The following is a 13,617-nucleotide window of genomic DNA, read 5'->3' as shown; positions in this document are numbered from 1 at the left end:
GTGCCCAACGGGGCACGATCAGTCCCCGTGGTCTGGTGGAATGGCGTGTTATGAGTTATCAGCTGGTGCGTCGTGGGGCGGTGGGGCGGCATGCCGCCCCCGTTCTCGACGAGCACCAGCGCGCGGTCGTCGAACACGGGTCCGGCCCGCTGCTCGTGCTCGCCGGGCCGGGCACGGGCAAGACCACCACGATCGTGGAGACCGTGGTCGACCGGATCGAACGGCGCGGCGTCGATCCCGAGCGCGTCCTCGTCCTCACTTTCAGCCGCAAGGCCGCCGGTGAGCTGCGGGAACGCATCACCGGCCGGATGCGCAGGACGACCAGGACGCCACTCGCCCTCACCTTCCACAGCTACGCGTACGCGCTGCTGCGCCGTGAGGCGGTGCTGGCGGGCGAGCCGCCGCCCCGGCTGCTGACCGGCCCGGAACAGCTCCTGGAGGTCCGCAGGCTGCTCCACGGCGAGCTGGAGGACGGCGCGCGGCACTGGCCGTCCCGGATGCGGGAGATGCTCGGCACCCGCGGGTTCGCCGAGGAACTGCGCGACTTCCTGTCCCGGGCGGCGGAGCGCGGCCTGGACGGCGACGCGCTGATCCGGCTCGGACGCCGGCACGGGCGGGAGGACTGGCAGGCCGCCGGGCTGTTCTCCTACCGCTACCAGGACCGATTCGACCTCGACCCGGTGCCCTCGCTCGACTACGCCGAGCTGATCCGCGCGGCCGCCGGCCTGCTCACCGACGGCGACGTACGGCGGCGCGAGCGCGCGGCCTACGACGTCGTGTTCGTGGACGAATACCAGGACACCGATCCCGCGCAGGAACTCGTCCTCCAGCAACTCGCGGGCGACGGGCGCGACCTGATCGCGGTGGGCGACCCCGACCAGTCCATCTACGGGTTCCGTGGCGCGGACGTGCAGGCGATCCTCCGGTTCCCGGAGAGGTTCCGCACCCTGGACGGCCGCGAGGCGCCGGCCATCGCGCTGCGGGTCTGCCGCCGCAGCGGCCCCGAACTGCTCGACGCGTCCAGGCGGGTCGCGGCGCGGCTTCCCGCCACCCGCACCGGCCATCGCGACCTGCGGCCGGTGACCGGAGCGGAGCCGGGCGGCGTGCGCGTCCTGATCGCCGACAGCGCCAGCCAGGAGTCCGCCGTCGTCGCGGACACCCTGCGCCGGGCCCATCTGCTCGACGGCGTGCCCTGGTCCCGGATGGCCGTGCTCGTGCGCAGCGCGGCCAGACAGATCCCGGTTCTGCGCCGAGCGCTGGTCACGGCGGGGGTGCCGGTCGTCGTCGGCGGCGACGAGGTGCCGCTCATCCAGGAGCCCGGGGTGCGGCCCCTCATCACCCTGTTCAAGGTCGCGGTCCGGCCCCCCGCGCTCGACGCGGCGACCGTCGAGGAACTCCTCACCGGTCCGCTGGGCGGCACCGACATGATCGGCGTCCGGAGGCTGCGCCGCGCCCTGCGGGCGGAGGAGCACGCCGAGGCCGCCGACGAGCACACGTTGCCGTTCGAGCCCCGATCCTCGGACGAGCTGCTCGTGGCCGCGATCCGTGAACCTCAGACGCTGATCCCGGTGGAGCCGCACGTGGCCGCGCCCGCCGAGCGTGTCGCCAAGCTGCTCCAGATCGCGCGCTCCGCCGTACGAGACGGGCCGGAGGCCGTGCTGTGGGCGATCTGGCAGGCCAGCGGGCTCGCCGAGCGATGGACCGAGACCAGCATGTCCGGCGGATCCAGGGGAGCCCAGGCCGACCGCGACCTGGACGGGGTCGTGGCCCTGTTCGACTACGCCGCCCGCTTCGTCGACCGGCTGCCCAAGGCGGGCGCCGAGGTCTTCCTCGACGACCTGATCTCGCAGGAGATCCCCGGCGACTCGCTCGCGGAGCAGGCGCCGGACGGCGAGGCCGTACGCATCCTGACCGCCCACCGGTCCAAGGGCCTCGAATGGGACGTCGTGGTGGTTCCCGGCGTCCAGGAGGGCGTGTGGCCGGACCTGCGGCTGCGCGGTTCCGTCCTCGGCATCGAGACGCTCGTCGAACTGGCCGGAGGCACGGCGCCGGACACGGCCGCGCTCGACACCGGCGCCGCCGCGGCCGCGCTCGCCTCCAAGCTGCTCGCCGAGGAGCGCCGGCTGTTCTATGTCGCGGCCACGCGGGCGCGCCACAGGCTGGTCGTGACCGCGGTCGGCGGCGAGGACACCGACGAGCGTCCCTCCCGCTTCCTGTCCGAGCTGCTGCCCGGCGGTGCCGAGCCGGTGACCATGGACGACAAGGCGCGTTGGCTCAGCATGCCCGCGCTCGTCGCCGACCTGCGCGCGGCCGTCTGCGACCCGACGACGCCGGAGGCGCTGCGTCGGGGCGCCGCGACGCACCTCGCCCGGCTGGCCCGGGCCGGGGTGCCGGGCGCGAGCCCACATGACTGGTACGCGCTGACCCCGCTGTCCGACGACCGCCCGCTCGGCTGGCCGGACGACATCGTCCGCGTCTCGCCGTCCGCGGTGGAGAACTTCACCAAGTGCGGACTCCGGTGGGTCCTGGAGACGGCCGTGGGCGCCGGGAGCTCCAGCGTGACGCAGAGCCTCGGCACGGTCATCCACGCGATAGCCGTACTCGCGACGGGCGACGACCCGGACCTCGGAAAGCGGCTGGACGAGGTCTGGGGGCAGTTCGACTTCGGCGGGGTGTGGTTCAACCGGAAGCAGCGCAAGGTCGCCGAGCAGATGGTCGAGCGGTTCCTCCAGTGGCACAGGAACAACGAGCGCGACCTCGTCGCGCTGGAGGAGCCGTTCACGGTGACGCTGCCCGACGCCGACGTACAGATCAAGGGCCGGGTGGACCGGGTCGAGCGGGACAAGGACGGCCGGGCCGTCATCATCGACATCAAGACCGGCGGCACCAAGCCCAAGGACGGCGAGCTGGACCGGCACCCGCAGCTCGGGGTCTACCAGCTCGCCACGCTGCTGGGCGCGTTCAAGCGGCACGGCCTGGTCGAGCCGGGCGGGGCCGCGCTCGTCCAGGTGGGCAAGGCCGCGGGCGTCAAGGGCGAGGCCAAGGAGCAGGCGCAGGGAGCGCTCGGCGAGGACGCGGATCCCGGTTGGGCCGAGGACCTGGTCACGACCGTCGCGGCCGGCATGTCCGAGAAGGTGTTCGTCGCCAAGGTGAACGACGGCTGCCGCACCTGCGCCGCGAAGGTCTGCTGCCCGGTCAACGACAGCGGAGGTCAGCTGTGCTGAGCCCGGTCGAGCTCGCCGGGAAGCTCGGCATCCTTCCCCCCACCCTCGAACAGGCGGCCGTGATCGAGTCCGGCCTGGAGCCGATGGTCGTCGTGGCCGGCGCGGGATCCGGCAAGAGCGAGACCATGGCCGGCCGGGTCGTCTGGCTGGTCGCGGCGGGCCTGGTCCGGCCGGAGCAGATCCTCGGGCTGACCTTCACCCGTAAGGCCGCGGCGGAGCTGGCCGACCGGGTGCGCAGGCGCTTGGCCGGGCTCGCGTCGGCCGGTCTGGTCCCGGCCGAGCTGCTCGACGCCGAACCCACCGTCTCGACCTACCACGCGTACGCCGCCCGGCTGGTCACCGACCACGCGCTCCGCGAGGGGCTGGAGCCGACGATGCGGCTGATGACGCCGGCCGTGGCCTGGCAGATGGCCGCGCGCGTCGTCGGCCAGTACGACGGCCCGATGGACCTGGTCGACCTCGGGCCGCCGAGCGTCACCGCGGCGGTCCTTGAGCTCGCGGGCGAGATGGCCGAGCATCTGCGCGGCGCGGGCGACGTCCACGAGGTGGGCGTGTGGCTCCGTGAACGCCTCGCCGCCGTGCAGGGGAAGGCCACGCTGCCCCAGCAGCGGCCGGTACGGACCCAGGCGGTGCGCGAGCAGCTCCTGCCGCTGGCCGAGGCGTACGAACGGGTGAAACGCGCCAGGGAGGTCATCGACTACGGCGACCAGATGGCCCTCGCCGCGCGGATCGCGGCGAACCACCCCGAGGTGGGCGCGTCGGAGCGGTCACGGTTCTCGGTCGTGCTGCTGGACGAGTACCAGGACACCAGCCATGCCCAGCTCGTCCTGCTTCGGGCCCTGTACGGCGGTGGCCACCCGGTCACGGCGGTGGGCGACCCGTGCCAGTCGATCTACGGCTGGCGTGGCGCGTCGGCGGGCAACCTGTCCCGGTTCCCCGAGGACTTCCCGACGGCGGCGGGAGATCCCGCGCCGGTCCGTCAGCTCTCCGTCAGCTTCCGCAACGGCGAGCGGGTGCTCGACGTGGCGGCCAAGATCCAGGTCCCGCTGCGGGACGGGCGTCGCGGGAGCGTGCCCGTGCTCGTGCCCGGCTCCAACCGGGTGGATCGCGGCCGGGTCGTCTGCGCCTTCCACGAGACCGCCGAGAACGAGGCCGCCTGGATCGCGGACGGCATCGCCGGGACGCTCGGCGCGGAGCAGGCACCCGACGGCCTGCCCTGGGCCGAGGGCGAGCGGGGGCGCGCCCTGCAGGCCAGGGACGTGGCGATCCTGGCGCGCAAGCGAGCACAGTTCCCCGCCCTGCGCCGCGCCCTCGAAGCGCGGGGCATCCCCGTCGAGGTGGTCGGGCTCGGCGGCCTGCTGACCGTCCCCGAGGTGGCCGACATCGTGGCCACGCTGCGCGCGCTCTACGACCCGACGGCGGGTGACGCGCTCGTGCGGCTGCTGGCGGGGCCGCGCTGGCGGATCGGCCCCGCCGACCTGAAGGTCCTCGGCGACCTCGCCCGCCGGCTGAGCCAGGAGAGCAGGCGGGCGAACGACCCGCTGGAACAGGTGATGGCCGACCTGGAGAGCGAGCGTGGCAGCCTGATCGACGCGCTCGACGAGCTGCCCGACCGGCCCGAGTGGCTGGAGCCGTTCTCGCCGCTGGCCCGGGTCCGCCTGCCCGCCCTGGCGGGCGAGCTCAGATCGTTGCGCGCCCGCGCGGGCCAGCCGCTGCCGGACCTCATCATCGAGATCGAACGGCGGCTCGGCCTGGACGTCGAGGTGGCCGCCAGGGGCGGCAGCGCGCTGGCGGCACGGGCCGACCTCGACGCGTTCCTCGACGCCGCGGCCCGGTTCGCCGGCGACGCAGAGGACCCGACGCTCGGCGCGTTCCTCGCCTACCTCAAGGCGGCGGAGAGCGAGGAGTTCGGCCTTGAGGCCGGGCGGGTCGGCGAGACCAACAGCGTGAAGCTCATGACCGTCCACGCGTCCAAGGGCCTGGAGTGGCCGGTCGTCGTCGTGCCCGGCCTGTCGCAGATCACCACCCAGAAGGGCGGCCTGGCCAAGGGCAGCGTCTTCCCCGCCACACCGGTCACCAACTCGCGATGGACGGAGAACCCACGCAAGTTGCCGTACCCGCTGCGTGGCGACGTGTCGGACCTGCCGGAACTCGCGGGCCTCGACAAGGACGCGATCGCCGAGTTCGACGAACGTTGCCGCGACCGTGACCTACTGGAGGAACGCCGCCTCGCGTACGTGGCCGTGACCCGGGCGCACTACCTGCTGATCGCGTCGGGATACCGCTGGGGCACCTCGTCGAAGCCGCTCGAACCCTCCGACTTCCTGACCGAGATCCGCGACGCGGGCGCCACGGTGACGCACTGGGACGAGAGCGACGCGGCGCAGAACCCGCTGCTCGCCGAACCGGCCGAGGCGTCCTGGCCGTCCCTGTCCGTACGCGACGCCGTGCTGGAGGGTGCCCGCATGGTCGAGGAGGCCATGGAACGGGCGCTCGAAGGGGTCGACGACCATGCGCCCGCCAGGGGCGAGCGGATGCGGGCCTGGGAACGTGACACCGAGTTGCTGCTCAGGGAGCGAGAGCGGCGTAGGGAGGCGGCGGTCGTCGATCTGCCCGCGCGGCTCTCGGTCTCGTCACTCGTCACGCTGGCCGGGGACCCGTCGGCGCTGGCCCGGCAGGTACGGCGTCCGCTGCCGAGGAAGCCGGCGCCCCTGGCCCGGCGGGGCACCGCGTTCCATGCCTGGTTGGAGTCCCGGTGGGGGCAGCAGCGGCTGATCGACGACTTCGAGCTGCCCGGCGCGTCCGATGACCTTTCCGACGCCGACGTCCAGCTCGCCGAGCTGCAGGCGCGGTTCGAGGAAAGCGTGTGGGCCTGGCGGGAGCCGCTCGACCTGGAGGTTCCGTTCGAAACGATGATCGCGGATCGCCTGGTCCGTGGCCGCATGGACGCGGTCTTCACCGACGGCGACGGCTATGTGGTGGTCGACTGGAAGACCGGCGAGCGCCCGCGGGGCAGGGCCGCCAGGACCGCCGCCGTCCAGCTCGCCGCGTACCGTCTGGCCTGGGCGTCGCTCGCCCGGGTGCCGCTGGAGAAGGTCGGGGCGGCCTTCCACTACGTCCGCTCGAACGAGACCGTGCGGCCGGTTGACCTGCTCGACGCCGAGGGCCTGGCCGCCCTGATCCGCCGGATTCCCCAGCTGGATTCGTGAGGTGGGGTGCCCTCGGGAGTCAGCCGAAGATCAGTGACGTGTCGAGCTTGATCCCGAACGGCTCGGGCAGCTCCAGCGGCCGGCCCGCCTCCACCATCACGATCTTCTGGTACGGCTGCCGCTCGTCGCCTCACGGTACGTAGAGTTGTCATTGCGCAACAGAAAGTGACAGGGGGAGGGGTGTGTCGATCGGCTCGAAAGGAGGGCGGGAGAAGGCTCTCTACCGCAGGGTGGAGAGACCCTGCCCGGCGGCTCCGGCGGACTCCGGCGTCAGGCGAGGGGGTTGGCCACGGGGACGTATCCGGCGGACCGGTCGGCGTCCCTGGCCCAGCGCACGCCGAGGTTGGCCTTGGCGGGCAGCGGCGTGCCCGCGAGCAACTCTGCCAGCAGGGGCGGCGAGCCGTGCCCGGCGGCGTACGCCTCGATGACGTCCCTGGTGATCGACCAGAGCCGGGGCAGCGTGTCTCCGCCCGCGTGGTCGGCGACGGTGGCGGCGATCTCGGCGAGGTGGTTGACCAGGAGGCAGTAGACGACGCGGTTCCAGCCGCGCTCGGCGTCGTAGGTGATCGCCGAGGCCACCGCGGGGGGCAGACCCGACACGTCGTGCCGGTCCCTGACGAGCTTGGTCCCCTCCATGTCCCGAAATATGGCTTCAACGGGGAAGCCGTGGTGATCGACCCCGATCAGCACGTTCTGCAGGTGGGGTTCGAGGACGACCCCGTGCGTGAAGTACGCGTCGAGCACCGGCGGCGCCACGCGTTCCACATAGGCGTGCCACCAGGCCAGGGGGTCGGCCGCGCCGTACGGAGCCGAGGCCGGTGTTCCGGGGTGCAGCGCTCCGGCGAGGACCGGGGTGACGCCCGGACCGCACACCTCCCACGGACCCGGCCGGAGGATCACGCCGAGTCCTTCGAGCAGCCGGAGGCCGAGGTCCGCCGACCGGTAGCCGGGCTCGGGCAGCCGCCGCGTGCCCGGGAAGTCCGCGGCGAGCCGCGCGAACACCGGGCCGAGCCGCTCGCTGAGCTCCACCGCCCCGATCAGCTCATACCAGGCGTTCTTCCGTACGCAGTTGGTGATCCGCACGTCGAGGCTGAACTTCAGGCACAGCCCGGAGCCCGGGTCGTACACGGTCCGGACCGACGAGGTGGGGATCACGGGCCGGGAGCCGTCTCCCAGATCGACGAGCCGTCCGTCGGACAGCGGGCCGCGCAGTTCGTCGGCGAGAAGGTCGAGCTGCCACGGGTGGGCGGGCAGCAGGACGTATCCCGGCGGCGCGGAGCCGAGCAGGTCCAGCGCGTCGGTGTCGCCCCGCCCGGCCACCAGGTCGGCGCGTACGCCGAGCAGCCGGAGCGGGAACTCCACGTGCGCCTCCGGCGCGTAGCGCAGCCAGCCCGAACCTGCGCGTGCCTTGGGGGAGGGGTGGAAGGGGTGGCCCGCCACCAGCGCCTGCTCCGAAGCGAGCCACGGGTCTTCGGGGGGCGTGGCACGTTCGCGGGCGCGCAGCAGCGCCGTGACCGCCTCACGGCTGCTCGCCACCTGCCCGGCGAACTCCTCGTTGCCTCCGGGGAGCTCCTGCTCGACCAGCTTGACGAGCATCTCGGAGCTGAGCGGCTGCCACACGCCGCCCGCGAGCCACTCGGGTGGGCCGTCGAAGCGCAGTGCGATCCCGCCGTGGACTCGGGCGCGCAGCAGGGTCCCGGCCACCCGGAGCAGCAGGTACGGCCCGGCCGGCCAGACCTGACCGCGCGGCCCGGCCACCTCGCGGACGCAGCAGCGGAGCAGCGCGCCCAACGTCACCGCCTCCGCGACGGCGCGGCGGTCCTCCCCGGCGGTCGAACGGCCCTCATCCACGGACGGGCGGCCTTCGTCGGCGAACGGACGGTCCTCGTCTGTGAACAAGCTGCCTTCTCCCGCGAACGGGCGGCTCTCTCCCGCGGATGGACGTTCTGAGGCGGGCGGCCGGTTCTCCGCCGCGGGCACGGCGCTCATCGCGGGAAGCGGAGGTAGTTCGGCCCGCTGGTGCCGTAGAACTTGTTGACGTCCCTGGCTCCCGACCGTTCCTTGTCCACCAGGGTCGCGGCGGTGACCATGGACTTGCCGACCAGCCGGGCCGCGTCCAGGGTCCTGGCCCGCAGCAGACGGGCCATCGGGTGCTCGCCGAACTCCGAGAGCGCGTCGTCGAGCGCGCCACGGACCAGCCCGGCCGCGTCCTCGACCGCCCCGAACACGATCGCCGCGGCGGCCAGATGCAACGTGATCGTCACGAACACGTCGGCGAGGGAGTGCGGGTCGTCGGTCAGCATCCGCTCGTCGGCGAAGGCCGGTACGGCGAGCCCGGCCGAGCCCAGGCGGTCCGGGGCGGCGAGGAGCCCGTCGTTGTCCTTCACCATCAGCCGCATGGTCCCGTCCGCGAACACCAGCGACAGGTTCTGCTGGTGGGCCTCCAGCGCGATGCCGTACCGGGCGAAGAGCCGGACGTTCCACGCGAAGAGGATGCCCAGATAGTCGCGGAGAAGCGCCCGGACGTCACCCGCGTAGAACCGGGCGGCGATCTCGGGTAGCACACCCGGCGCGGCCAGGGCCGCCACGGGGACGATCTCACCGGGGGGCAGCCTGCGGATCATCCAGCCGAGGTATTCGTGGCCCGCGTGGCCGTGGAGCTGCTCGTCCGCGAGGACCACCGGCAGGTCCGGCTCCCGGCTGAGCACCTCGCGGAGCAGCGACTCGGCGAGCGCGCCGTCTCCCAGCGTGCCCGGCTTGATCGACCGCCGGTTCCGCAGCCCGAGCGTGCTCGTCGGGATCGGCAGTTTGAGGTGCAGCCGTTCGCCGGCCACGACCGTGCGCATCGACAGCGTGGGGCGGACCCGGAGGTACGGCAGGCCCGCCACGATGACGCCGGCGATGCCGGTGACCACGGGAAGCGCGAGCGGATGCACGGGGAAGAGCCGGTGCGTGTCCGCCAGCCGTTCCGGGAGCCCCACCTCGGCCATGCCGGGGAAGAAGAGTCCAGGGCTGGTTTCCGCTTCGGAGGAGAGCGTGACGCGGTCCCGGGGAACCGCGGCCCAGCGGAGGTCGAACGCGGGCGCGAACTCCGGAGCGTACGCGAGCAGGCCCTCGACCGGAACGCCGAGGCGGCAGCGCGCGGTCGGGTACACGGGATGGTCCACGGCCGCCGCGAGCGCCTCGTACCGGATCGGGCCGTGTACGCGGGCGGGCGCCTGCGTCCCGTGGCGGTCGTAGAGCTCCAGCGCGGCGAGGGTCTCGTGGCATTCGGTGGCGAAGGCCGCGACCCCCGGGGCGTCGGCGGGCGTGGCGACCGCCTCCAGCGTCTCCAGCACCTCCGCCAGGGTGAGCGTCACCTCGGGGGCGATGGAGAAGTCCTGAAACAGGCCGCCGGGCGCGAGCCGCACCCTCCGGCCGGACGCGAGGACGAGGGCCACGCCGTCCCTGCTGTGTTCCAGCCGGGACGCCATCCCCGCGAAGTCCTCGCGGAGCAGCGCGTTCAGCACCCTCCTCGCCAGGTACGGCTCCCGCCCCACGGGGTGGAGCCCGGGCATCGCGTTCATGCGATCACCCAGGGCCGGCCGCCTCGGAAGGAGGCCACGGCGGCGTCGACGCTCGTGCGGTCCGGGCCGACCGCGCGCAGCAGGCCGAGATAGTCACGGTTGGTGCGGGTCAGCTCGACGCGCTCGCCGACCCGGCGCAGCGGCCGGTGCCACAGGCGCACTCCGTCGTGTTCGCACGGTCCGTCCCACGGGCACTCCCCCGTCGGAGGCGCGGCGGCCACCACGCCGGAACGGTCGGCGATGAGGCTCACCACCGCGCCGTGCCCGGCGACGGTCGCCTCGCTCCACTCGGGCAGCGGCTCGCCCGCGTGCACCCGGAGTGTCCATTCGAACAGCGGCACGCCGATCAGGTCGGCGAGAAGGAAGTCGCAGTTGTCGCCGATCACGCGGTAGTTGACCTCGATGATCCGCGGCCCGTCCCGCGTGACGACGTATTCGGTGTGGCACGCGCCGAAACCCACGCCGAGCGCGGCCAGCGCGGCCAGCACGTGCTCGCGCGCGCCCGGGGGAGGCTCCGGATCCCAGTCGAGCCGCTCCTCGACGAAGTGCGGCAGCGGGCCGAGCGTGGTGCGGAATCCGCCCAGTACGGTCGTGGTGCGGCCGTCGCCGAGCGTTTCGAGGGTGTGGAGGGGGCCGTCGAGGTACTCCTCGGCCACCAGGACCTCGCCGGGCCGCCGCGTCCTGATCCCGGCGACGGCGTCGGCCAGTTCCTCGGCGTCCCTCACCAGGACGACGTCCTCGCTGGCGACACCCGTGGCGGGCTTCACCACCGCCGGGTACGGCACGGCGTCGGGGAGGCCGCCCCCGGGCGTCAGCCGTACGGACCGGACGGTCTCGACCGGCGTGAGCCGGTGGCGGGTGAGCGCCTTGTTCTTGGCGGTGACGCAGGCGCGCCAGTCCTTGCCGGGGAGGCCGAAGTACGCGGCGGCGAGGGCGGTCTCCGCCTGGATGTGGTCGGAGTTGGAGAAGACGGCGCCGGGCGCGTGGTGCCGGGCGATGGTGTCGATCACGGCGCGGACGTCACGGACATCCGTGTCGATGGTCTCGAACCCGGGATATCCGCCGGGGTGGTCGGTCAGGATCGTGACGTCCCAGCCCAGAGCCTCGGCCGCGGGCAGGAACCCCCCGGTGACCGAGTCGGTCGGATTCAGCGAGGTGAGGTACAGCCGCACGCAGTGACCCCCGAAGGTAAGGCTAACCTAACCCGGCTCATCCTAGCCTTCGAGAGATCGTTTTGGCGGCGAATGGAAAGATAGGCGAGTGGAATCGACTGACGTGCTCATGGGTCCGCTGCTGTTGTCGCGCGGGGTCGTCGACCGTTCGGCCGCGCTGCGCAACGACGAGAACTGGCTGCGGCGCGTGTGGGCCGACGACGCGACCCGCGTCCTCCTCGTCCATGAGGGCGAGACCCTGATCCGGAACAGCGGCGCCGAGGCGAGCCTGACGCTGATGTCACCGGCCGAGGCTCCCGAAGGGCCGCGTTACCTGCTCGGCGTGGACGCCGCCGGCGTGCCGTACTTCGCGGTCAAGGCTCCGCTCACCGCCGGGGGCCGGGCGGGCGATCCGATGGGCCTGCGCCGGGCGGGGGCGCTGCTCGACGACCGGGACGCGGGGCTGTTCGTCTACGCCGTCGCCCTGGAGGCGTGGCACGCCGGGCACGAGCACTGCCCGCGCTGCGGAAGCCGTACGGACGTCGCGGCCTCGGGCCACATGCGGATCTGCCCCAAGGACGGCAGCCAGCACTTCCCCCGCGTGGACCCGGCGGTGATCATGCTGGTGCGCGACGAGGCCGACCGGATCCTGCTGGCCAGGGGGCCGCAGTGGCCGGAGGGCCGGATGTCGGTGCTCGCCGGGTTCGTCGAGCCGGGCGAGTCGCTGGAGCAGGCCGTCCTGCGCGAGGTCCTCGAAGAGGTCGGCGTCGTCGCGGCCGCGCCGCGGTACATGGGCAGCCAGCCGTGGCCGTTCCCCCGCAGCCTCATGGTGGGGTTCTTCGCCCAGGCGCTCTCCACCGACCTCCGGCCGGACGCCGACGAGATCGCCGAGGCTCGCTGGTGGTCCAGGGACGAACTGAGCGCGGCCGTGCGGTCGGGGGAGCTGGGCCTGCCGCCCCAGGTCTCGATCGCCCGCAGGCTCATCGAGACCTGGTACGGCTCGCTGATCGAGACCGACTGACCCGCGCGACGGTCGGTTCCGGGATCGACACGACCCCGGTTCCGAGGGTCGTTACGGGCGTGCCGGTTTCGGCGGTAGGTCAGCAGGCGCCGGTGAGGTGCCGCCGGACCTCGGCCACCGAGGGGTTCGTCATGGTGTGGCAGTCCGCCACCACGGTCGGGACGACCTGGTTGCCGTTGTTCACGCTCATCACGAACTCGGCGGCGTCCGGATGCCGCTCGATGTCGATTTCCTGGAAGGTGATCCCCTCGCGGGTGAGCTGGCCCTTCAGCCGCTTACAGGGGCCGCACCAGCTCGTCGTGTAGACAGTGAGCGCCATCTTCGTCCCTTCGTGTGACATGAGCAGTCATTGACAACACGGACGACCACTGCTCATGTTCCCGCTGGGGCATGCCGGTCAGATCACACTGCCCGGCGAACGCGGACCCGCGGCCCAGACGTGCGGCCCCGACCCTCGACCCGGGAGACGCGGCTCGAAGGTGCGGCTCGGGCGGCTCACTTGGCCAGGCGTGCGGCGATCCACGACTGGACGCCCTCGGCCACGCCCACCTCGCGGTAGAGCGGCGCGCTGTGCTGGGCGCCGGGCATCGTCCGGATGGTCATCTTCACGCCGACCGCCTCGAGCGCCTGCTTGAGCAACTCGCTCTGGTACGGCGGCACGAACTCGTCCAGGGAGTGGACGGTCAACATCGGGGCGTCCGACGCGCTCGCGTGGAACGCCACCTCCATGCTCGACCAGATCTTGGGGCACTGGGTCGGCCCGCATCCACCCGCCAGGGCGACCGTGGCCTTGCGCAGCTTGCGCTGGTAGGCGTCCCCGCCCTCGTCGCCGTCGGTGAACGCGGTCAGCGGCGAGATCACGGGCGAGACGCCCGCGACGCCGCGCAGCCCCGGGAGGCCGTTGCCGTACGTGCCGACCGCCGCGGCGATGTGGCCGCCCGCGGAGAAACCGAGCACGACGTAGCGGTCCGGATCCATGTTGAACACCTCGGCATGCCTACGCACGGTCGCGATCGCGTCGAGCGCGTCGCTTCGCTGCGCGGGCCACGGGGCGTCACCGGAGAGCCGGTAGTTGATCGTGATGACGGTGTAGCCGAGCTGGGCGTAGCTCCGGCTGATCGAGGTCGTGTACTTCTTGTCGCCGCCCGACCACCATCCGCCGTGGATGATGAAGACGGCCGGGCGCCGCTCGCCCGTGGAGTGCCACCAGACGTCCATCCGCTGCCGGGCGTGCGAGCCGTACGAGAAGGTGCGGACGGTGGTGTCAGAGGACAGCGGCGTGGCGGTTACCGTGGCCGTGGGACTCGGACTGGGACTGGGCGACGGCGTGGGGTCGTCCGCCGCGGCGTCGGCACCCGACGGCGCGAGCAGAACGGCAGCGAGGGCAAGGGATCCGACACCTACCGCTGTCCTTCGCACCGCTCGTTCCTCCCCGGAGCCAGGGTC

The 13,617-nt window shown here is 72.8% G+C and carries 8 protein-coding genes; 3 read left to right on the top strand and 5 right to left on the bottom strand.

Annotated features, from left to right (window positions below):
• Positions 1–50 precede the first annotated feature (50 nt).
• Positions 51–3,224, top strand: a complete 3,174-nt coding sequence (locus IMZ11_RS30135) for an ATP-dependent DNA helicase (protein ID WP_228645809.1) — start codon at positions 51–53, stop codon at positions 3,222–3,224.
• Positions 3,218–6,433: an ATP-dependent helicase gene (locus IMZ11_RS30130; RefSeq protein WP_228645808.1), complete on the top strand. Its 3,216-nt coding sequence runs from the start codon at positions 3,218–3,220 to the stop codon at positions 6,431–6,433. The genes IMZ11_RS30135 and IMZ11_RS30130 overlap by 7 nt, the downstream gene beginning before the upstream one ends.
• A gap of 270 nt (positions 6,434–6,703) precedes the next feature.
• On the opposite strand, the gene IMZ11_RS30125 is transcribed toward IMZ11_RS30130, so the two are convergent.
• From IMZ11_RS30125 to IMZ11_RS30115, 3 genes are all read right to left on the bottom strand, one after another.
• A complete protein-coding gene (locus IMZ11_RS30125) occupies positions 6,704–8,332 on the bottom strand; it encodes an IucA/IucC family siderophore biosynthesis protein (RefSeq protein ID WP_228645807.1) in 1,629 nt (542 codons plus the stop codon).
• Positions 8,333–8,418: 86 nt separating this feature from the next.
• Entirely contained in the window at positions 8,419–9,999 is a 1,581-nt protein-coding gene (locus IMZ11_RS30120) for an IucA/IucC family protein (protein WP_228645806.1), read from the bottom strand.
• On the bottom strand, positions 9,996–11,171 hold the full coding sequence (locus tag IMZ11_RS30115; protein WP_228645805.1) for a siderophore biosynthesis protein: 1,176 nt from the start codon (positions 11,169–11,171) through the stop codon (positions 9,996–9,998). The genes IMZ11_RS30120 and IMZ11_RS30115 overlap by 4 nt, the downstream gene beginning before the upstream one ends.
• Before the next feature lie 88 nt (positions 11,172–11,259).
• Here IMZ11_RS30115 and nudC point away from each other — a divergent pair, with 88 nt between their 5' ends.
• Positions 11,260–12,171, top strand: a complete 912-nt coding sequence (gene nudC, locus IMZ11_RS30110; protein WP_228645804.1) for an NAD(+) diphosphatase — start codon at positions 11,260–11,262, stop codon at positions 12,169–12,171.
• 79 nt (positions 12,172–12,250) lie between these two features.
• On the opposite strand, the gene IMZ11_RS30105 is transcribed toward nudC, so the two are convergent.
• Positions 12,251–12,490, bottom strand: a complete 240-nt coding sequence (locus IMZ11_RS30105; RefSeq protein WP_228645803.1) for a mycoredoxin — start codon at positions 12,488–12,490, stop codon at positions 12,251–12,253.
• Between the two features lie 176 nt (positions 12,491–12,666).
• Positions 12,667–13,590, bottom strand: a complete 924-nt coding sequence (locus tag IMZ11_RS30100) for an alpha/beta hydrolase (protein ID WP_228645802.1) — start codon at positions 13,588–13,590, stop codon at positions 12,667–12,669.
• Positions 13,591–13,617 lie beyond the last annotated feature (27 nt).

The sequence above is a fragment of the Microtetraspora sp. AC03309 genome (genome assembly GCF_020826795.1).
Taxonomy (GTDB): domain Bacteria; phylum Actinomycetota; class Actinomycetes; order Streptosporangiales; family Streptosporangiaceae; genus Microtetraspora; species Microtetraspora glauca.
Note: the sequence above shows the minus strand (reverse complement) of the source record. Positions and strands in the feature narration are given on the sequence as shown.